This is a genomic window from Kribbella sp. CA-294648, from assembly GCF_050943845.1.
GTDB lineage: Bacteria > Actinomycetota > Actinomycetes > Propionibacteriales > Kribbellaceae > Kribbella.
Genome location: NZ_CP191981.1, coordinates 2,172,588 through 2,190,094, shown reverse-complemented (window position 1 = coordinate 2,190,094; position 17,507 = coordinate 2,172,588). Strand labels below are relative to the sequence as shown.

19 protein-coding genes are annotated in these 17,507 nt (G+C 68.1%); 5 read left to right on the top strand and 14 right to left on the bottom strand.

Annotated features, from left to right (window positions below):
• Window positions 1-4: 4 nt before the first annotated feature.
• The 4 genes from ACQPYM_RS10695 to hppD all read right to left on the bottom strand — a co-directional run bounded on the left by ACQPYM_RS10695 (window position 5) and on the right by hppD (window position 4,208).
• The gene (locus tag ACQPYM_RS10695; RefSeq protein WP_433018617.1) at window positions 5-622 is read right to left on the bottom strand and encodes a hypothetical protein; all 618 of its coding nucleotides are present in this window, start codon (window positions 620-622) and stop codon (window positions 5-7) included.
• A 150-nt stretch (window positions 623-772) separates the two neighbouring features.
• Window positions 773-2,146 (bottom strand): FAD-binding oxidoreductase, encoded by a 1,374-nt coding sequence (locus ACQPYM_RS10690; RefSeq protein WP_433018614.1) that lies wholly within the window; start codon window positions 2,144-2,146, stop codon window positions 773-775.
• Between the two features lie 206 nt (window positions 2,147-2,352).
• On the bottom strand, window positions 2,353-2,823 hold the full coding sequence (locus tag ACQPYM_RS10685; RefSeq protein WP_433018611.1) for a hypothetical protein: 471 nt from the start codon (window positions 2,821-2,823) through the stop codon (window positions 2,353-2,355).
• Window positions 2,824-3,005: 182 nt separating this feature from the next.
• Entirely contained in the window at window positions 3,006-4,208 is a 1,203-nt protein-coding gene (gene hppD / locus ACQPYM_RS10680; protein WP_433018608.1) for a 4-hydroxyphenylpyruvate dioxygenase, read from the bottom strand.
• A gap of 148 nt (window positions 4,209-4,356) precedes the next feature.
• On the opposite strand from hppD, the gene ACQPYM_RS10675 reads away from it, so the two are divergent.
• A complete protein-coding gene (locus ACQPYM_RS10675) occupies window positions 4,357-4,830 on the top strand; it encodes an Lrp/AsnC family transcriptional regulator (protein ID WP_433018605.1) in 474 nt (157 codons plus the stop codon).
• Between the two features lie 702 nt (window positions 4,831-5,532).
• On the opposite strand, the gene ACQPYM_RS10670 is transcribed toward ACQPYM_RS10675, so the two are convergent.
• On the bottom strand, window positions 5,533-6,177 hold the full coding sequence (locus ACQPYM_RS10670) for an IclR family transcriptional regulator (RefSeq protein WP_020387098.1): 645 nt from the start codon (window positions 6,175-6,177) through the stop codon (window positions 5,533-5,535).
• A 54-nt stretch (window positions 6,178-6,231) separates the two neighbouring features.
• Between ACQPYM_RS10670 and ACQPYM_RS10665 the strand changes: the two genes are divergently transcribed.
• Complete coding sequence (locus tag ACQPYM_RS10665; protein WP_433018602.1) at window positions 6,232-6,966, top strand: hypothetical protein; 735 nt, start codon at window positions 6,232-6,234, stop codon at window positions 6,964-6,966.
• A 3-nt stretch (window positions 6,967-6,969) separates the two neighbouring features.
• Here ACQPYM_RS10665 and ACQPYM_RS10660 read toward each other — a convergent pair whose 3' ends face one another.
• On the bottom strand, window positions 6,970-8,205 hold the full coding sequence (locus ACQPYM_RS10660) for an MFS transporter (RefSeq protein WP_433018599.1): 1,236 nt from the start codon (window positions 8,203-8,205) through the stop codon (window positions 6,970-6,972).
• A 63-nt stretch (window positions 8,206-8,268) separates the two neighbouring features.
• On the bottom strand, window positions 8,269-8,991 hold the full coding sequence (locus tag ACQPYM_RS10655; protein WP_433018596.1) for an SDR family NAD(P)-dependent oxidoreductase: 723 nt from the start codon (window positions 8,989-8,991) through the stop codon (window positions 8,269-8,271).
• A 101-nt stretch (window positions 8,992-9,092) separates the two neighbouring features.
• Between ACQPYM_RS10655 and ACQPYM_RS10650 the strand changes: the two genes are divergently transcribed.
• Window positions 9,093-9,935, top strand: a complete 843-nt coding sequence (locus tag ACQPYM_RS10650) for a helix-turn-helix transcriptional regulator (protein ID WP_433018593.1) — start codon at window positions 9,093-9,095, stop codon at window positions 9,933-9,935.
• A gap of 29 nt (window positions 9,936-9,964) precedes the next feature.
• Here the strand turns inward: ACQPYM_RS10650 and ACQPYM_RS10645 are convergent, their stop codons facing one another.
• The 3 genes from ACQPYM_RS10645 to ACQPYM_RS10635 form a co-directional block, all read right to left on the bottom strand.
• Window positions 9,965-10,648, bottom strand: coding sequence for a Pr6Pr family membrane protein (locus ACQPYM_RS10645; RefSeq protein WP_433018590.1), 684 nt, complete (start codon window positions 10,646-10,648; stop codon window positions 9,965-9,967).
• A gap of 76 nt (window positions 10,649-10,724) precedes the next feature.
• Entirely contained in the window at window positions 10,725-11,153 is a 429-nt protein-coding gene (locus ACQPYM_RS10640) for a nuclear transport factor 2 family protein (protein WP_433018587.1), read from the bottom strand.
• An 89-nt stretch (window positions 11,154-11,242) separates the two neighbouring features.
• Window positions 11,243-11,839: a TetR/AcrR family transcriptional regulator gene (locus tag ACQPYM_RS10635; RefSeq protein ID WP_433018584.1), complete on the bottom strand. Its 597-nt coding sequence runs from the start codon at window positions 11,837-11,839 to the stop codon at window positions 11,243-11,245.
• 126 nt (window positions 11,840-11,965) lie between these two features.
• Here ACQPYM_RS10635 and ACQPYM_RS10630 point away from each other — a divergent pair, with 126 nt between their 5' ends.
• Complete coding sequence (locus ACQPYM_RS10630; protein ID WP_433018581.1) at window positions 11,966-13,558, top strand: ABC-F family ATP-binding cassette domain-containing protein; 1,593 nt, start codon at window positions 11,966-11,968, stop codon at window positions 13,556-13,558.
• Window positions 13,559-13,575: 17 nt separating this feature from the next.
• On the opposite strand, the gene ACQPYM_RS10625 is transcribed toward ACQPYM_RS10630, so the two are convergent.
• Together ACQPYM_RS10625 and ACQPYM_RS10620 are read right to left on the bottom strand one after the other, a co-directional pair.
• Window positions 13,576-15,375 carry a DEAD/DEAH box helicase gene (locus ACQPYM_RS10625; protein WP_433018578.1) on the bottom strand — a complete coding sequence of 600 codons (1,800 nt, stop codon included), beginning with the start codon at window positions 15,373-15,375 and terminating at the stop codon, window positions 13,576-13,578.
• 51 nt (window positions 15,376-15,426) lie between these two features.
• On the bottom strand, window positions 15,427-16,002 hold the full coding sequence (locus tag ACQPYM_RS10620) for a Uma2 family endonuclease (RefSeq protein WP_433018575.1): 576 nt from the start codon (window positions 16,000-16,002) through the stop codon (window positions 15,427-15,429).
• Between the two features lie 141 nt (window positions 16,003-16,143).
• Here ACQPYM_RS10620 and ACQPYM_RS10615 point away from each other — a divergent pair, with 141 nt between their 5' ends.
• On the top strand, window positions 16,144-16,413 hold the full coding sequence (locus tag ACQPYM_RS10615) for a DUF3039 domain-containing protein (protein WP_360283296.1): 270 nt from the start codon (window positions 16,144-16,146) through the stop codon (window positions 16,411-16,413).
• A 110-nt stretch (window positions 16,414-16,523) separates the two neighbouring features.
• Here ACQPYM_RS10615 and ACQPYM_RS10610 read toward each other — a convergent pair whose 3' ends face one another.
• Window positions 16,524-17,081 (bottom strand): YqgE/AlgH family protein, encoded by a 558-nt coding sequence (locus tag ACQPYM_RS10610; RefSeq protein WP_433018571.1) that lies wholly within the window; start codon window positions 17,079-17,081, stop codon window positions 16,524-16,526.
• A 7-nt stretch (window positions 17,082-17,088) separates the two neighbouring features.
• Window positions 17,089-17,490 (bottom strand): VanZ family protein, encoded by a 402-nt coding sequence (locus tag ACQPYM_RS10605; RefSeq protein WP_433018568.1) that lies wholly within the window; start codon window positions 17,488-17,490, stop codon window positions 17,089-17,091.
• Window positions 17,491-17,507 lie beyond the last annotated feature (17 nt).

Here is a 17,507-nt window from a genome sequence, read left to right as displayed (position 1 = left end):
AAGTTCAGTCTCCCTCTTGGATCTGCGAGCTCACCGTGGTCATCCGACCGCCGACCCAACGGTAGACCTGGACCGTGCTTCCGGACGGGCAACAAGGCGCGTCGTCCACGGTGAAGATTTTCGCTTCGACCACCAGCTCGCCTTGCCGGGTGGGACTGATCTTCAACTGATCGGCCTTCAAACTCCAAACCCGGCGTGGCCCCGTCGGCGTGGCGGCCATCAGGGCGGCTCCGACGACGAAGTTGTCGAGCGTGTGGATCAGCACCACCTGCTGCGGCTGGCCGGTCTTCATCATGTCGACGGCGGGCCCCCGGGTGAGGCAGCGGGCGATCACCGTGCACCGCGCCAGCAGCTTGCGGAAGTACGCGTCCACCTGGCTGTCGTTGCGCAGGCTGTCCCGGATCTCGGTCAGGCTCATCGCCTCCGCGCTGATCCGCGGCCCCAGCGTCGTGGACGGTGGCGTGGACGGCGCGAAGCCGCGGTTGACCGACGGGCTCGGCGCCGCCGAGGTGGCCGGCGTGTCGGCGCCCTCGACCCGCAGGCCGCCGCCGTTCGCGCAGCCGGACAGGACGACGAGCCCGGCCAGGACCAGCGCAGCCGGCAGCAACCGCCTTGCTCGCATGGGTGACCTCCCGCCTTGCCTCACCGTGTTCCCCCCGTTTTCAGACAACTGCCTTCCATAGTGCGGCCGGCACGTCACATTCGACGGCCGTGAACGTCGAATGGCCCCGGCAGTTCCGTTGCGGTTGAGTCACAGAAGGTAGAAGAACCCTCACGAAACGACCTTGCCCGGATTCAGGATGTTCTTCGGGTCCAGCGCGGCCTTGATCGCGCGGTGCACCGAGACCGCCACCGGACCGATCTCCTGGACCAGCCAGTCGCGCTTCAGCACCCCGATCCCGTGCTCGCCGGTGATCGTGCCGCCCAGCTCCAGACCGACCTCCATGATCTTGTCGAAGGCCACCTGGGCCCGGGCCGCCTGGTCCGGATCGGTCGCGTCGAACACGACGGTCGGATGCATGTTGCCGTCGCCGGCATGACCCAGTACGCCGACGGTGATGTCCAGGTCGAGCGCGATCCGCTCGACCGCACCGATGAAGTCGGCCAGCCGGGACCGCGGTACGCAGACGTCGTCGATCATCGTCGTCCCGAGCTGCTCCAGCGCGACCAGCGCCGCCCGGCGGGCCGCCAGCAGGAGTTCACCCTCGGCCGGGTCGTCCGCCTCGATGCACTCGATCGCGCCGTACTGGCGGCAGAGCTTGGCCACCATCGCGACATCGGCGGCACCGGCCTCGCCGCCCGCGTCGGACTGGGCGATCAGCATCGCCGCGGCCTCGGTCGGCAGGTCCATCCGCAGGTAGTCGTTGACCGCGCCGATCGTGGTGCGGTCCATGATCTCCAGCAGGGACAGCGACACGCCGCTGCGGATGATCTCGACGATCGCCTCACCGGCCGCGACGCCGGAGTCGAACAGTGCTGCCATCGTGCGCGGCTGGGCCGTCTGCGGGCGCAACGCGAGGGTCGCCTCGGTGATGATGCCGAGGGTGCCCTCGCTGCCGACCATCAACTTGGTGAGGTCGTAGCCCGCGACGCCCTTGACGGTGCGCCGGCCGGTGCGCAGTACCTGGCCGTCGGCCAGCACCACTTCGAGCCCGAGCACGTAGTCGGTGGTCACGCCGTACTTCACGCAGCACAGGCCGCCCGAGTTGGTCGACAGGTTGCCGCCGATCGAGCAGAACTCCCAGCTCGACGGGTCCGGCGGGTAGAACAGGCCCTGCTCGGCCACCGCGCGCGACAAGACGGCGTTGAACACGCCGGGCTGCGTCACGACGTACCGGTCGACGGGCTCGATCTCGAGGATCTTGTCCATCTTCTCCAGCGAGATCACCAGGCAGCCCTCGATGGCGTTCGCCGCACCCGAGAGCCCGGAGCGGGCACCTTGGGGCACGACCGGGACGCCCGCCTCGGCGGCGATCCTGACCGCCGCCTGGACGTGCGCCGTCTCCCGCGCGAGCACCACCGCGATCGGCTCACCGGCCGGACAGAACATCGCCCGGTCGTACCGGTAACTCTGGATCCGGTCGGCATCGGTCACCAGCGCCTCCGGCGGCAACACCTGCCGAAGGCGCTCGACTAGATCGTTCATATCGGTGAGCCTAGTGTCCTGGGCGAGGTGATGCTCGTTCGCCGGGGGTGTCCAGGTGCGTGCATCGCAAGGCGGAGGAGCGTCCTCGATGCGGAGCATCGTGGACGCTTCTCCAACGCCGCGAGGTGCGTGCCTGGGCGCCCCCGGCGTCGAGCATCACCTCGCCCAGGGCACTCGGGCGGTTTTGCGCCTCTTGGCAGGTGCGATCAGCGGGTTCTGCTGGTCGCGTTCTCCGAGATCTCCTGGTAGCCGCCGCCGTAGTTGTGGAACTCGCGGGCGATCGCGATGAACGTGACGCTCTTGTCGGTGGACCTCACCTTCGGCGTCCGGCAGGTTCGCTGCCCGGCCGTCACGGCTCCGTTGCCACCGCTGCTGTCACAGGACAACGTTCGCCCCGCGTTGGAGCCGCCGTGCTGGACCAGATAGGCATTGGCCCGCTGGTTCGCAGTCAGTCGCGGCTTCATGGTGATCTCGGCCCAGTACTGCGAACAGTTGTCCCGGACGAGCCGGACACTGCCCCAGCTGGGCGGTCGGTGGTCGCGCAAGATGCTTGCGGACGAGATGGATTTCGCACCCGAGCAGCTCACGGCAGGCGCCGCTTGAGCTGAGGTGGCCAAGGCGAACACGCCGCTTGCGGCCAGACCCGCGGTGCTGAGCACAATGCCCAGTGTCTTCATCGGAAAACCCTTCCTGAGCGTACGCCCCGACGCACACTCATTGGGCAGAGTACGCGAACCTCCCCTGACCTGACAGTCACTCCGGTAATCGGACGCAACCTCGGTGTGTCGCGGGCAGATCACGGTGGGTATACACACAGACCAACAAAACACCCCGCCTTTCAAGGCGGGGTGCTTTGGGGTTACAAGTTGCCGCGGCGCTCCTGCTCGCGCTCGATGGCCTCGAACAGCGCCTTGAAGTTGCCCTTGCCGAAGCCGAGCGAGCCGTGCCGCTCGATCAACTCGTAGAAGACCGTCGGCCGGTCGCCGATCGGCTTGGTGAAGATCTGCAGCAGGTAACCGTCCTCGTCGCGGTCGACCAGGATCTTGCGCGACTGCAGCTCCTCGATCGACACCCGCACGTTGCCGATCCGCTCGCGCAGCTCCGGGTCCTCGTAGTACGAGTCCGGCGTGTTCAGGAACTCGACACCGTTGGCCCGCATGATGTCGACGGTGCGCAGGATGTCGTTGGTGGCCAGCGCGATGTGCTGCGCGCCGGCGCCGTCATAAAACTCCAAGAACTCATCAATTTGCGACTTCTTCTTCGCGATGGCCGGCTCGTTCAGCGGGAACTTCACCCGGTGGTTGCCGTTGGCCACCACCTTGCTCATCAGCGCGGAGTAGTCGGTGGCGATGTCGTCGCCGATGAACTCCGCCATGTTCACGAAGCCCATCACCTTGTTGTAGAACCCGACCCACTCGTCCATCAGCCCGAGCTCGACGTTGCCGACGACGTGGTCGACCGCCTGGAACAGCCGCTTCGGGTGCCCCTCGGGCCGGGTCACGGCCGTCTGCGCCGACACGAACCCAGGCAGGTACGGGCCGTTGTACTGCGAACGGTCGATCAGCGAGTGCCGCGTGTCGCCGTACGCCGCGATCGCAGCGCGCCGGACCGTACCGTGCTCGTCCGTCACGTCGTGCGGCTCCTCGAGCACGGTCGCGCCCTGCGCCCGGGCGTGCGCGATGCACTTGTCGACGTCCGGCACCTCGAGCGCGATGTCGGAGACGCCGTCACCGTGCTTGCGGTGGTGCTCGTGCAACGTGCTCGTCGGGGTCACGCCACCGGTGATGACGAACCGCGCCGAGCCGGCCTTGAGCACGAACGCCTTGCTGTCCTTGTTGCCGGTCTCCGGACCGGAGTACGCGACCAGGTCCATCCCGAACGCGAGCTGGTAGTACTTCGCGGTCTGGGTCGCGTTGCCGACGATGAACACGACGGCATCCATCGCGGTGACCGGGAACGGGTCGGTGCTCTCGTCGTACGGCACCAGGCCGACGAGCTGCTTCAACTGGTCGAGGTCGAGATCGGCGTCGAGCTCTGCAGGGGTGAGGTCGGTGCTGGTCATCGGTGTCCTCCCGGAGGGTTCGGCTTGGGCATGAGCTTTGCCGCCCCCGGACAGGTTGCGCAACAGAAGTATGTTTCACTGAACACTCTGCCCAGTATTCTCAGCCTTCTGCTGGACTATTTGGTCACCCTGACTATTGGAGGTGTGTATGGCCGGAGTAGACGCCCTGGACGCCCGCATCCTCGACCTGTTCGCCGCCGAGCCACGCGTCGGCGTACTGGAGGCATCCCGCCGCCTAGGCGTAGCCCGCGGCACCGTCCAAGCCCGCCTGGACCGCTTGACCCGCGACGGCGTAGTCCGAGGCTGGGGCCCCGACGTAGACACCACCGCCATCGGCTATCCGGTGACCGCTTTCGCCACCCTCCAAATAGAACAAGGCTCCGGCCACACCGCAGTAGCCGCCGCCCTGGCCGCCATCCCCGAGGTCCTGGAGGTCCACACCATCACCGGCGCCGAAGACCTCTGGTGCCGAATAGTCGCCCGCTCCAACGCCGACCTCCAACGAGTAATCGACCAGGTAGTAATAGTCCAAGGCATCCAACGAGCCTCCACAGTCATAGCCCTAGCCGAACAAATCCCCCACCGAGTCCTCCCCTTACTCCACGCGGCCACCCGAAGCTGATCTGCGGACCACGTCGTACACCGATCCGCGTGGGAGCGGTACGCCGGTCCGGGTGGGACTCGTGCCACCACCTTTGCCTGCCCGGACGAGACACGTCGTACCTGCAATTGGCCTCGGCCGGCCATTTCGGGGGTCCACCCCTCAAACGGTGGGTTGCCACCCCGGATTTAGGGGAGGCAACCCACAAACTCAGGGGTTGACCCCCGAAATGAGCCAGCACCACGGCGGCGAGCGAGGCTGTCGGAGCACCAGGAACCGGCTCACCAAGTGCGTGTCCTGCGAGCGCCCACGACATCCCCACCTTGCCTCCGAGGTCACACGCGGCGTCACAAGCCCAGGCGCCACCACTCCGACTACCCCGTCGCTCCGGCGTCTGCGCCCACATCTTCAGCCGCGCTGTGACGCGCAGCATCACGAGCAGACCGCCACCCGCTTGTACTACGTGCGCCCGCGCCCTCGCATCTCACTGCCGAGGTGACGCGCAGCGTCACGAAGCCGGGCGCCGCCCCATCTCCGCCTGCCGCCGGCGCAGATACGTCGTACCTGCCGTTGCCCAGCACCTGCGATTCAGTCGACAGCCACCTGGCGGCCGCATCTCCGCGCGCGAGGTGACGCGCAGCGTCACGAGCCGGTACCAGCACCTGCTCGTACTCCGGTGCCTGCGGCTGCTCGTACTCCGGTCCGCCGGTTGCTGGTGGTGGGTCAGGCGAGGCGTTTGGCTACTTCTACTGCGGCTCGGGCTACTCGGGGGCCTACGAAGTCTCGGTCCAGTTTGCCGAGGACGACTACGCCGATGGAGGCTTCGACACCTGGTACGCCGAGGACCGGGGAGGAGACGCCTTGGGCGCCGGCCTGGAGCTCGCCGGCGGTGATGACGAAGGGGCGGCCGGCCGGGTCGGGTTTGCGGCGGCCGGCCAGGATCGCTTTGCCGGCGGCGCCCTGGTCGAGCGCGTGGCGGGAACCCATCCGGTAGGAGACGTGGAAGTCGGTCCAGCTCGGTTCGATCACCGCGATCGCGAGTGCTTCGTCACCATCGGCCACGGTGAGGTGGGCCGTCGCGCCGGTGTCTTCGGCCAGCGAGCGAAGTACCGGCAGAGCGGCGTCTCGCAGGGTTGGCTGGACGCGGCGGGAGTAGTGCAGTACTGCGAGTCCGAGCCGGGCGCGGCCTTCGCTGTCGCGGCGGACCAGGCGGTGCAGTTCCAGCGTGTTGACCAGGCGGTAGACGACGGTCCGGCTGACGCTCAGCGAGGCGGCCAGTTCGGTGATCGACAGGCCGTCCGGGGCGTCCGCCAGCAACTCGAGGACGGTGAGTCCCCGATCGAGCGTCTGGGACGTCTCAGCGGGCACAGCCGAAGCGTAACCTTTTTCGGCCGCGGCCCGATGTCCCCGTATCTTGCTGCCGTGCGAAATTACTGGGCGCTGCTCCCCGCCATCGCGATCTGCGTCGGTCTGATCCTGCTGTACGCCGTCCCGACGCTGGTCAATCCGCAGTGGACGAGCAGCCTGCTGGGCCTGTTCAAGCAGTTGCCCGGCAGCGAGGAAACCGGCGAGCCGGAGCAGCTCACCGGGCAGCAGGTGCGCGCCCGGCGGATGCTGGCCGGCGCGCTGGTGATCGGCGCGCTCGCGCTGGTCGGGTTCAACGTCCAGCTCAACCGCGAGGCGAACGGCTGCTACCAGGCGGCCAAGGCGTGGGGGGCGATCGACGGCAAAGAAAAAGACGCCGATCCGTGCGTCGACAAGATCTTCGGCGCCTTCATGAACGACGGCGGCGGCAAGGCCGACGAGAAGACCCAGCAGCCGGTACTCCGCTACCAGGTGGTCCAGGGCAAGCGGCCGAAGTACCTGAAGTTCGTGCAGAACCGGCCCAAGTACGACGAGGCGAACCTGCTGATCGGTCTCGGCTTCAACTGCTTCTCGGACCTGGTCGTGACCGAGTCCGACGACAAGATCACCGCGGTGATCGACGAAACCGAGCCGTGCCCGCCGGACGCGCAGATCGAGCTGATCCCGGTCAAGCTCAAGAAACCGCTCGGCGACCGCCCGATCGTCACCGTCGACGACAAGCCGCTGAACCGGATCAACCCGGACATGGATTCCTGGGGCAAGGTCCTGAAGAAGCTCGTCACCGGCGGCTGACGGTCAGCGCAACGCGCGGACCTCGGAGTCGTACCGGCGGAACGGCTGGTTGACGGCGAGCAGGATCAGCAGCCCGGTGACGCACACGCCGGCGCCGCCGAGCAGCGCGATCGTCGGGGTGCTGAGCGACGCCGTCGTACCGGCCACGAAGTCGCCGAGACGCGGACCGCCCGCGACGACCACGATGAAGACGCCTTGGAGCCGGCCGCGCATCGCGTCCGGAGCCGCCGACTGCAGCACGGTGTTCCGGTACGCCGAGCTGACCATGTCCGCGGCACCCGCCAGGGCCAGCAGCGCGACGCCGAGCCAGATCGTGCGCGACAACCCGAACAGGCCGATCGCCACCGCATAGACGCTGATCGCCACGACGATCGCGACGCCTTGCCGCCGGATCCGGCTCACCCAGCCGGAGAACAGCACACCCAGGAGCGCCCCGATCGCCGGCGCGGCCTGCAGCAGACCGACCGTCCGTACGCCGCCCGCGAAGAACGAGCCCGCCACCGCCGGGAACAGCGCCCGTGGTTGCGCGAAGACCATCGCGAGGATGTCGGCGAGGAACGTGGCGAGCAGCGCCGGAGCCGCTCGCAGGAAGGTGAAGCCTTCGAGCACCGAGCGCAGGCCGGCCCGGCGTACCAGCCCGGTCGGCGGCACCGGGGGCAGCCGGAACAGCGCGTAGAGCGCTGCAGTGAAGGTGATGACATCGACCAGGTACGCCGCGGCGAACCCCTGCCAGGCGAGCACGACCGCGCCCAGCAGCGGTCCTGCGGTGAAGCCGAGGTTGAACGCGGCCTGGCTCAGCGTGTTGGCGGCCGGCAGGAGTTCTGGGCGGACGAGTCGCGGGATGATCGCGGACCGGGCCGGGTTGTTCACCGCGAAACAGGCCGACTGCACCGCGACCACGGCGTACAGGACCCAGACCTGGTTCCAGTGCAGGACGGACTGGGCGACCAGCAGCATCGAGAGCAGCCACAGACCGCTGGACGAGATGAGCGCGAGCGTACGGCGGTCGACGGCGTCGGCCATCGCGCCGCCGTACAGCCCGAAGATGATCAGCGGGACCAGTGAGAAGAGGCCGACCAGGCCGACCGAAAAAGTTGACTGGGTTAAAACATAGACCTGGATAGAAATGGTCACCGCGGTCATCTGCTGGCCCAACTGGGAGACCGTCGAACCGAGCCACAGCCGGCGGAAGTCGGCCGACTCCTGGAGCGGACGAAGGTCGGTCAACAGGCGGGCCACGGCTCCGAACTTATGTCACGACTTATTCGCCGGACTACCAGGGAGACCGGTTCCGGTGGCTTGTCACCAGGGCAGACGACCCTCTTCCGCGTGGACTTCGCCGGTCGGGCCGTCGGCGCCGAGGGTGGCCAGCCGGACCGCGACGGCCGCGCCCGCAGCCGGCGTACGGGGTGCGTCCCAGCCGCCCATGTCCGTCGCGCAGTTGCCCGGATCGGCTGCGTTGACGAGGATGCCGGTACCGCGCAGCTCGTTGGCGAGCATCACGGTGACCATGTTCACCGCGGCCTTGGACGAGTTGTAGCCCAGCATCCGCATGGTCGAGAACTCCGACTCGGGATCGCCGACCAGGGTGAAGGACGCGAGCGAGGTGGACAGGTTGACGATCCGCGCGGCGTCGGCGTTTCGCAGTACCGGGAGCAGTGCCTGGGTGACATTCACCAGGCCGATCACGTTGGTCTCGAACCCGGCCCGCAGGACATCCGCGGCGATCTCGGTCACGCCGGCGTCGCCCTCGGGGATGATCGCCGCGTTGTTGACCAGTACGTCGAGCTGCCCGTACTCCGCCTCGATCCTGGCCGCGGCGGCCCGGACCGAGGCGGGGTCGGTCACCTCCAGCTGGATCGCGCTCGCCTTGATGCCGTCGGCAACCAGTTCCTTGGCCGCGGCCTCGCCGCGGGCGAGATCCCGCGAACCGATCAGGACGGTGTGACCCGCCTCGCCCAACTGCCGGGCGATCTCCTTGCCGATTCCTTTGTTGGCGCCGGTAACCACTGCAACTTTGTTCATGGCTCAGAGCTTTGTCCGGTTTCGGGACTGCAGGCAGAGCGGGCTGAGCCTGGGATCGGCGGTCCCTGGTTGGCGTTCGGCGGACTTGAGATGCTGGTTGCATGGACAGGGCACAGCTGGCGGAGTTCCTGCGCATCCGGCGCGAGCGGTTGCGCCCTGATGACGTGGGCCTGCCGGCTGGACTCCGCCGCCGTACGCCGGGCCTGCGGCGCGAGGAGGTTGCCGGGCTGGCCACGATGTCCACGGACTACTACACCCGCTTGGAGCAGGGGCGCGGCCCACGACCGTCCCGGCCGGTGCTGACCGGGCTGGCCCGCGCGTTGCGGCTGTCCGACGACGAGCGGGCTCACCTGTTCCGGCTGGCCGGGGAGCAGCCCGGGCCTCCGCCGGGACCGCCGACGGAGGTGCGTACCGGCGTACTGCGGATGCTGGCGCGGCTCGACGTACCGGGGTTGGTGCTGGACGCGAAGTACGACGTACTGGCGTGGAATCCGTTGGCTGCGGCGTTGCTGGCGGACTTCTCGGGGCTGCCGCCGCGGGAGCGGAACCTGTTGCGCCTGCGGTTCTTGTCCGGGACTCGGCAGCAGGAGCGGTTCGGGGAGCAGCAGACCGCCGAGTTCGCGCGGGAGGCGGCGGCGGATCTGCGGGCGGCCACCGGGCGCTATCCGGACGATCCCGCGATCGCGGCGTTGGTCAGGGAACTGGTCGAGGGCAGCGAGGAGTTCGCCCGGATCTGGGCGTTGCACGAGGTCGGCACGCAGCAGAGCATGTGCCAGACGATCAACCACCCGATGGTCGGCCGGATCAATGTGGTCTGCGAGGTCCTGGTCATTCCCGAACGCGACCAGCGCGTGGTCCTCTACACGGCCGACCCCGGCTCGGCGTCCGACCAGGCGATCCGGTTGCTCGAGGTCGTCGGCACCCAGGCCCTCACCGCCAGTTGACAAACAGCTCCACGGGAACGCGATCGACGTCAACGAACTGGCGCCCGGAGCTTCCCGTCCAGGACCTTCAAACCGGCTGCCAGGACAAGACCGATGACGAGGACAGCCAGCGCGTTGCGAACGGCGACGCCCAGGCCGAGCTCGGTGGCGTCGAGGAACGGATACGGGTACCAGTCGGTGAAGCTGCCCTGCACGAAGATGTAGAGCAACCAGGCAACTGGCCAGATGAAGGCCGCGGCAACGATCCGCCACGTCAACCGCGGCCGGGGGCCGAGCAACAGCCAGGCGAGCAGGGTTGCCCACGGCGAGACGTAGTGGAAGCCGATAGTCGCCACCAAGGCGGCCCCGGTCAGGTGCACCTGCGGCGCCAACACGATCGCAAACACCAGCCCCGTGATGACAATCCCCAGCAGCGAGTCGAGCCGGACGACATTCCAGACCCGCCCATCCCGCAACGGCCGCCGTACCAGCCCCAAACACACGGCCAGCACGATCAAATTGCTCTCAATCGTGAAAAAACTGAACAACCGCCACAACCGCACCCCGACGCCGGCGGCCTCTCCAGTCTCCCCAGAGTTGGCATCCGCCCCACCACTGAAGATCAAAATCAACTGGATCACCAACGACCCGAGAATGACGACCGCAATCCCCGCATGCCACCACCGCACGACAGCCACGGCCCCCGCCGCCCGGACAGAAGGTGTCGAAGTCACCACCTAATAGTCGCCGATTCCCTCCCCCACCCCAGACGGCACGCCGCCAACCCCCACGTTCGCTCGGGGGCGGTGATCAGCCCCAGCCGCCCTGGACCATCGACTGGAACTTCCACTCGCCGTCGATCTTGAGCAGCAGGTCGCCGTAGCGGATCGGCTGGGTGTGGCCGCCGTACGTCATCGTGCCCTCGGTGATCACGAAGACCAGGCTGTCGGTCAGGAAGTGCGGGGTCCGGGTGGTCTCCATCGTCACGTCACCACTGCCGCCCATCACCTCAGCCATCTGCGCGACGAACGCGGCCCGGTCGTACTGCGCCGCCGACGCGTTCCCCTTGCCGTCGTCGGTCACCTCGTTGAGCGGGAAGACCGCCTGGTCGGCCATCCCCTCGTAGTCCTGCGCCGCCGCGAGCGCGTCGTACCGCACGAACCAGGCCTGGACCTCGGCCACCTCCGCCTCGCTCGGAACGAATCCCGTCGCACCCGGACCGCTCTGCAGCTCGCTCAAACCAGCTCCTCCACCGTGTCGAATCAGTAAACTTCGTACAGTGTACCCAGTTCAGCCGCAGAGGCAACCCATAGCGGCGAACCTGGCCCTCAGTGGCGGAGAATGCCCGCTTTCGCGGCCTCGGCGGCATCGCGGGCGAAGCGAGTCGCCAGCTGGGCGGACATCGGCTGCCGGAGCAGGACCAGTTGGTGATAGAGCGGAGCGGTCGCCAGCATCAGGACGCGATGAGCGTCGGTGCCGGCTGGAATCTCCCCGCGTTCGACGGCACGGGTGACGACGACCGCGCTGCGCTCGTAGCGATCCACCCAGAAACGCCGCAGGGCGTCAGCGGCGTCAGCCGTGCGGAACGACGCCGCGATCACGGCGACCGTGACGGACGGCAGCATGGTCAACGCCGACCGGATCTCCCGGTTGAGCTCGGCCAGGTCACCTGCCAGCGTGCCGGTCTCCGCGGGCGCCCAGGTGTCGTCCGCACCCAGCGCGAGCAGGTCGACGAGGAGCCGGTCGACAGTCCCCCAGCGGCGGTAAACCGTGGTGCGGTGGACACCGGAGCGCGCCGCGACGCCGTCGATCGTGAGTCCGTCATAGCCGCGCTCGGCCAGCTCGGCCTCGACGGCCGCCAGCACGTCGGCGCGGACCCGGGCGCTGCGCCCACCCGGCCTGCTTGCGTTCCCGGCGGAGGTCATGGCATGATCTTAACGCAACATTCGTTGCATTAACTGGAGGTAGCAGTGATCCACTGACCCGCCGTCGAACCGGCCTCACCCCACCGCGGTGATCGCCGTCCGTTCCAGCGAGTCAGGAGGACACTTATGTCTACCCAGTTGTCGGTGCACAACCTCACCAAGACCTACGACCACCGCGTGGTGCTGGACCAGATCAGCTGCGCCTTTCCACCCGGCCAGGTCAGCGGGCTGATCGGCGAGAACGGGTCCGGGAAATCGACGCTGCTGCGCCTGCTCGCGGGTCAGGAGCAGCCGACCGACGGATCGGTGCAAGTGGCCGGCAGCATCGGCTTCCTTGCCCAGGACAACCCGTTGCCACTGCACCTCGACGTCACCGCCGTCGCCGATCACGCACTGGCGGACCTGCGCTCGATCGAGGCCAGGATGCTCGCTCTCGAGTCGATGCTTGCTGACGGCAACCTCGACGTGCTGGACGAGTACGGCGAGCTGCAGACGGCGTTCGAAGTACGGGAAGGGTATGACGCGGAGGCGCGGTTGCAGCGAGCTCTGGCCGGGTTGGGGTTGAGCAATCTGCCGGGAGATCGGCGGCTGTCCTCGCTGTCCGGCGGGGAACTCGCCCGGCTGCACCTGGCCGCGGTACTGGCGTCGTCGCCGGAGGTGCTGCTGCTCGACGAGCCGACCAACCACCTCGACCTGTCCGCAACCACCTGGCTGGAGGGCCACCTGCGCTCCAGATCCGGTACTACGGTCGTCGTGTCGCACGATCGCGCGTTCCTCGAGCAGGTGGCGTCGACGTTGTTCGAGGTCGACGGCGACACCCACCGGATGACGCGCTACGGCAACGGCTACGCGGGATACCTGACCGAGAAGGCCGCCGAGCGGGCGCGGATGGCGCAGGCCCGGCAGGAGTGGGAGGACGAAGTCGCGGCGATGCGCGTGACCGTGCGGACCACCGCCGATCGGGTCGCCTACGGCCGGCCGATGAAGGACAACAACAAGGTCGCGTACGACCGGGCGACCGGACGCGTCCAGGAGGCGGAGTCCAGCAAGATCCGCAACGCGCGGGAGCGGCTCCGCCGGCTGGAAGCCGACCCGCCACCGGTGCCCGCGAAACCGTTGCGCTTCACGCCGTCCCTCCGTACTGCGGGCGCCGCGTCCGGCGTACTCCTGGACGCGGTCGGCGTGGCCGTGCGGGACCGCCTGCGACCCACCTCGCTGGCAGTTCCGGCATCCGGCCGGCTGCTGATCACCGGTCCGAACGGGATCGGCAAGTCCACCCTGCTGGACGTCCTCGCGGGCGAACTCGCACCGGACGAAGGCTACGTCTCCCGCACCGGACAGATCGGCTACCTGCGGCAGGACGTGGTCGAGCCTCGACCTGGCGCGACGCTGCGATCGGAGCTGGTCAGGCATCGCGGGTCGGGCCGGCTCGGGCTGTTCCGTGCCGACCAGCTGCAGACGCGGGTGGAGGCGTTGTCGACCGGTCAGCGTCGACGGCTCGCGCTGGCACGCTTGCTGACCACGCCATACGACCTGCTCGTTCTGGACGAGCCCACGAACCACCTGTCGCTCGTACTGGTCGAAGAACTGGAAGCCGCGCTGGATCGCTACGACGGCGCGCTGGTGGTGGTCAGCCACGACCGCCGCTTCATCTCCCGTTGGCGCGGCGACGTCCTCGAACTGAAGGAGAACTGCCTTGCCGGTACGCCGGGCTGCTAGGGATTGTCAGACATGCTCTAGGCGCGGCGTTGGGTTGCCCAGTCGCGAATGAGTTCTATGCGGTCTCGGAGTTGGGCTGAGGAGGCGTGGGCCGCGGCGGGACCGCCGAGTTTGCGGCGGAGGTCGTTGTGGATGACGCCGTGCGGCTGGCCGGTGCGGTGGTGCCAGGCAGCGACCAGGCCGTTGAGCTCGCGGCGGAGGAGGGCCACCTGTTCGTGGGTGGCCAGTTCGACCGGGGTCGGGTCTTCGCGATCGGAGGTGCCGCGCTGGGATTTCTTCTGCTGGGCGATCGACTTCGCCTGCCGCTTGCGGAGCAGTTCGCGGACCTGGTCGGGCTCCAGCAGGCCGGGGAGACCGAGGAAGTCGAGTTCCTCGTCCGAGCCGATGTCACCGCCGGTGCCGTAGTCGCCGCCGTCGAAGACGACCCGGTCGAAGGTCGCGTCCGAGCCGAGCGCCTCGAACTTCGCGTCGAGGTCGTCACTCGCGCCCTCGGCCTGGTTCGCCTTCTTCAACAGGTCGTCCTCGAGGCCGAAGATGTCGCCGTCCTCGTTCGAGTTCTTCCGGCCGAGCACGTGGTCCCGCTCGACCTCCATCTCGGCCGCGAAGCTCAGCAACCGGGTCACCGACGGCACGAACACCGACGCCGTCTCACCCCGCTTGCGCGCCCGGACGAACCGCCCGACGGCCTGCGCGAAGAACAGCGGCGTCGAGGTCGGCGTCGCGTAGACCCCGACCGCCAGCCGCGGCACGTCGACGCCCTCACTGACCATCCGGACCGCGACCATCCACCGCTGGTCGCCGTCGGAGAACGTCTGGATCTTCTTGCTCGCCGCCTTCTCGTCGGACAGGACGACGGTCGGCGCCTGGCCGGTCAGTTCGCGCAGCACCTTCGCGTACGCCCGGGCCGTGTTCTGGTCACCTGAGATGACCAGGCCGCCCGCGTCGGGCATGTGCCGCCGTACTTCGGTCAACCGCTTGTCAGCGGCAGCCAGTACTGCGGGCATCCACTCGCCGGCCGGGTCGAGCGCGGTACGCAACGCCTGAGCGGTCAGATCCTTGGTCAGCGGCTCACCCAGCCGGGCAGCCACCTCGTCACCGGCCTTGGTGCGCCAGCGCATCTCCCCGGAGTACGACATGAAGATGACCGGCCGTACGACGTGGTCGCGCAGCGCGTGACCGTAACCGTAGGTGTAGTCGGCCTGGCTGCGTGCGACACCGTCGTGGCCGTACTCGTAGGTGACGAACGGGATCGGGTTGTCGTCGCTGCGGAACGGCGTACCGGTCAGGGCGAGACGACGGGTGGCGGGCTCGAAAGCCTCCCGGACACCCTCACCCCAGCTGAGCGCGTCACCGCCGTGGTGCACCTCGTCGAGGATCACCAGCGTGCGGAACTTCTCGGTCCGGACCCGGAAGGCGAGCGGGTTCACCGCGACACCGGCGTACGTGACGGCGACGCCCTGGAAGTCCTTGTTCGTCCGGCCCCTGCGACCGGCGAAGGCGGGATCGATCGCGATCCCGGCCCGGTCGGCAGCGTCGGCCCACTGGACCTTCAGGTGCTCGGTCGGCGTCACCACGGTGATCCGCTCGATCACCCGGCGGTGCAGGAGCTCGGCGGCGACGGTCAGCGCGAACGTCGTCTTGCCCGCGCCCGGCGTCGCGACCGCCAGGAAGTCCTTCGGTTGCTTGTCCAGATAGAGCTGAAGTGCCTCCGCCTGCCAGGCCCGCAGCTTGCTCGCAGTTCCCCACGCGGCGCGGTCCGGGTAGGCCGGAGGAAGCACGGCTGGTGCGGCAGGCACGTGCGAATCCACGGACGGCATACTCCCCCGATAGTCGACTGTCGGCCGTGCAGGAACGTTACCCGAGATCCCTCACAAGGTCAGATCGGCGGGCACCACACTGACCTCGAACGGCGCCGTCAACCGCGCCGCTTCGTCCCCGGCAGCCTTCGCGACCTGCGCATATGCCCCGTCCCGCAACTCCCACGCAATCAACTCCGGCGTGTCGGGATCAACCACCCAGTACGACGGACAGCCCGCCGCCTCGAGCCGGGAGAACTTGAGGGTCAGATCGAATCGTCGCGTGCTCGGCGACAGAACTTCGACGGCGAGTAGGGGTGCCATCGGGAGATCGCGCTCGGTGAAATCTGCTCGACGTGCGACGAGAACGTCTGGCTCCATCACCGTGTCCTGGCTGATCACGACGTCGAAGGGCGCCACCACGACCTTCAAGTCCGGCGGACAGATCGTCTTGAGCAGGACTGCCAGGTTGAGGACGACGTCCTGATGCCGGGCCGAGGGGGCCGGAGTCATGACGAGCGATCCATCGATGAGCTCGTAGCGATGCCCGTCATCCGGCATCCGGGCGAGTTCGTCCCGGGTCAGCGGCCCGCTCCAGGACCAGGGTGGTGAGTACTGCGGTTCGGCTTCGGCTTCCACAAGTGCCATGGTGCCTCCTTTTGGTGGTCATACCTACAAAGTGCCGTCGTCTGCCCCGGGGTGCCCCGGTTTTCCACAGGGCACTTTGCCCGGAGGCGGTTGTGGAGAAAGTTCGGGAGTTGGGGGCTGGGGCGACCTACACTCTTGGCTATGAGTACTCAGCTGAGCCCGGGCGCAGAGACGGTCATCGACGAGCGGACCAAGCCGTCGCTGGACGAGGGCGATCACGAGCGGTTCTCGCACTACGTGCCGAAGGACAAGCTCACCGAGGCGATGGTGATGGGCACCCCGGTGGTCGCGCTGTGCGGCAAGGTGTGGGTGCCGAGCCGCGACCCGCAGCGCTTCCCGGTCTGTCCGGAGTGCAAGGAGATCTGGGACTCGCTCAACCCGGGTGACGGAGACGACGGCGACAAGGAGTAACCACTCCGGAGTACTGGCGCCGGGGCGGTGGGCTCCGCGCGTGGGAGCTCCGCGCCGGAAACAGACCACCGCCGCATCCGCGGCGAGCCGCGATGCGGGAGCCTCGCGGGCTAGTTCTGGGTGGGGTCGTCGGGGTAGGTGGCCAGGTAGGCCATCTGGTCGTTCTGGCGGCGCAGGACTCGGCGCCAGAGGCCTTCCGGGCGGAGGCTGAAGACGTCGTCCGGTTCGGACGGGACGACGTACCAGGCGCCCTCGGTGATCTCGCCTTCGAGCTGGCCGCTGGACCAGCCCGCGTAGCCGGCGAAGATGCGCATGCGCTGGATCGCCCCCTCGAGCAGCGCCGGCGGGACGTCCAGGTCGATCAGCCCGATCCGGCCGAAGCACTCGCGCCATCCGGGCGGGTCGGCGGACTCGATCACCTCGGCGACCGCCAGCGCACTGTCCGTGCCCACCGGACCGCCCATGAAGAGCACGCCCGGCTCGCTCACCGTCTTCGACCAGTCGGACAGGACCCGGTCGACCTCGAGGTCCGCGGCCCGGTTCACCACGACGCCGAGCGCCCCGTCGTCGTCGTGATCCAGCAACAGGATCACCGACCGCCGAAAGGGCGGCTCGTCGAGCAACGGGGTCGCCACCAGCAGTGAGCCGGTCAGGGTCGTGGCCGTCATGTCCCCATCATGTCGTGCCGGACGACTTTTGGGCACGGAGCGCGCGTACGCCGAGCCACGCGCCGAGCGCCAGCCCGGCCAGGTCGGCCAGCGCGTCGAGCGGATCGCCGCTGCGGAACGGCAACCAGAAGTACTGGATCAGCTCGCTGATCACCGCGTTCGCGGCCACCACGGGCAGCAGCCAACGAGCCGGTACGCCGGTGCGCAGGCCGAGATAGACCACCGAGCCGAACAGGAGCAGATGCGCGACCTTGTCGGCGTACGGGATCTCGGCGCCGGCGGAGCTCGCCTGATGTGGCGAGTACAACCCGTAGAGGTGGATCAGGCAGGCCACCACGAAGGCAGCCCGCCACCACCACGCGGTACGGGAGGTTCGGACGTCAGGTTCGCTCAAAGTGGAGTCGATCACGGCAACCCCATCAAACC

Bases quoted from the DNA above. Each gene is read 5' to 3' on its own strand.
- ACQPYM_RS10630 (WP_433018581.1), top strand. From the start codon at position 11,966: ATGTCTACCCAGTTGTCGGTGCACAACCTCACCAAGACCTACGACCAC.
- ACQPYM_RS10615 (WP_360283296.1), top strand. From the start codon at position 16,144: ATGAGTACTCAGCTGAGCCCGGGCGCAGAGACGGTCATCGACGAGCGG.
- ACQPYM_RS10695 (WP_433018617.1), bottom strand. From the start codon at position 622: ATGCGAGCAAGGCGGTTGCTGCCGGCTGCGCTGGTCCTGGCCGGGCTC.
- ACQPYM_RS10655 (WP_433018596.1), bottom strand. From the start codon at position 8,991: ATGAACAAAGTTGCAGTGGTTACCGGCGCCAACAAAGGAATCGGCAAG.
- ACQPYM_RS10685 (WP_433018611.1), bottom strand. From the start codon at position 2,823: ATGAAGACACTGGGCATTGTGCTCAGCACCGCGGGTCTGGCCGCAAGC.
- ACQPYM_RS10610 (WP_433018571.1), bottom strand. From the start codon at position 17,081: ATGACGGCCACGACCCTGACCGGCTCACTGCTGGTGGCGACCCCGTTG.
- ACQPYM_RS10635 (WP_433018584.1), bottom strand. From the start codon at position 11,839: ATGACCTCCGCCGGGAACGCAAGCAGGCCGGGTGGGCGCAGCGCCCGG.
- ACQPYM_RS10650 (WP_433018593.1), top strand. From the start codon at position 9,093: ATGGACAGGGCACAGCTGGCGGAGTTCCTGCGCATCCGGCGCGAGCGG.
- ACQPYM_RS10675 (WP_433018605.1), top strand. From the start codon at position 4,357: ATGGCCGGAGTAGACGCCCTGGACGCCCGCATCCTCGACCTGTTCGCC.
- ACQPYM_RS10620 (WP_433018575.1), bottom strand. From the start codon at position 16,002: ATGGCACTTGTGGAAGCCGAAGCCGAACCGCAGTACTCACCACCCTGG.
- hppD (WP_433018608.1), bottom strand. From the start codon at position 4,208: ATGACCAGCACCGACCTCACCCCTGCAGAGCTCGACGCCGATCTCGAC.
- ACQPYM_RS10690 (WP_433018614.1), bottom strand. From the start codon at position 2,146: ATGAACGATCTAGTCGAGCGCCTTCGGCAGGTGTTGCCGCCGGAGGCG.
- ACQPYM_RS10625 (WP_433018578.1), bottom strand. From the start codon at position 15,375: ATGCCGTCCGTGGATTCGCACGTGCCTGCCGCACCAGCCGTGCTTCCT.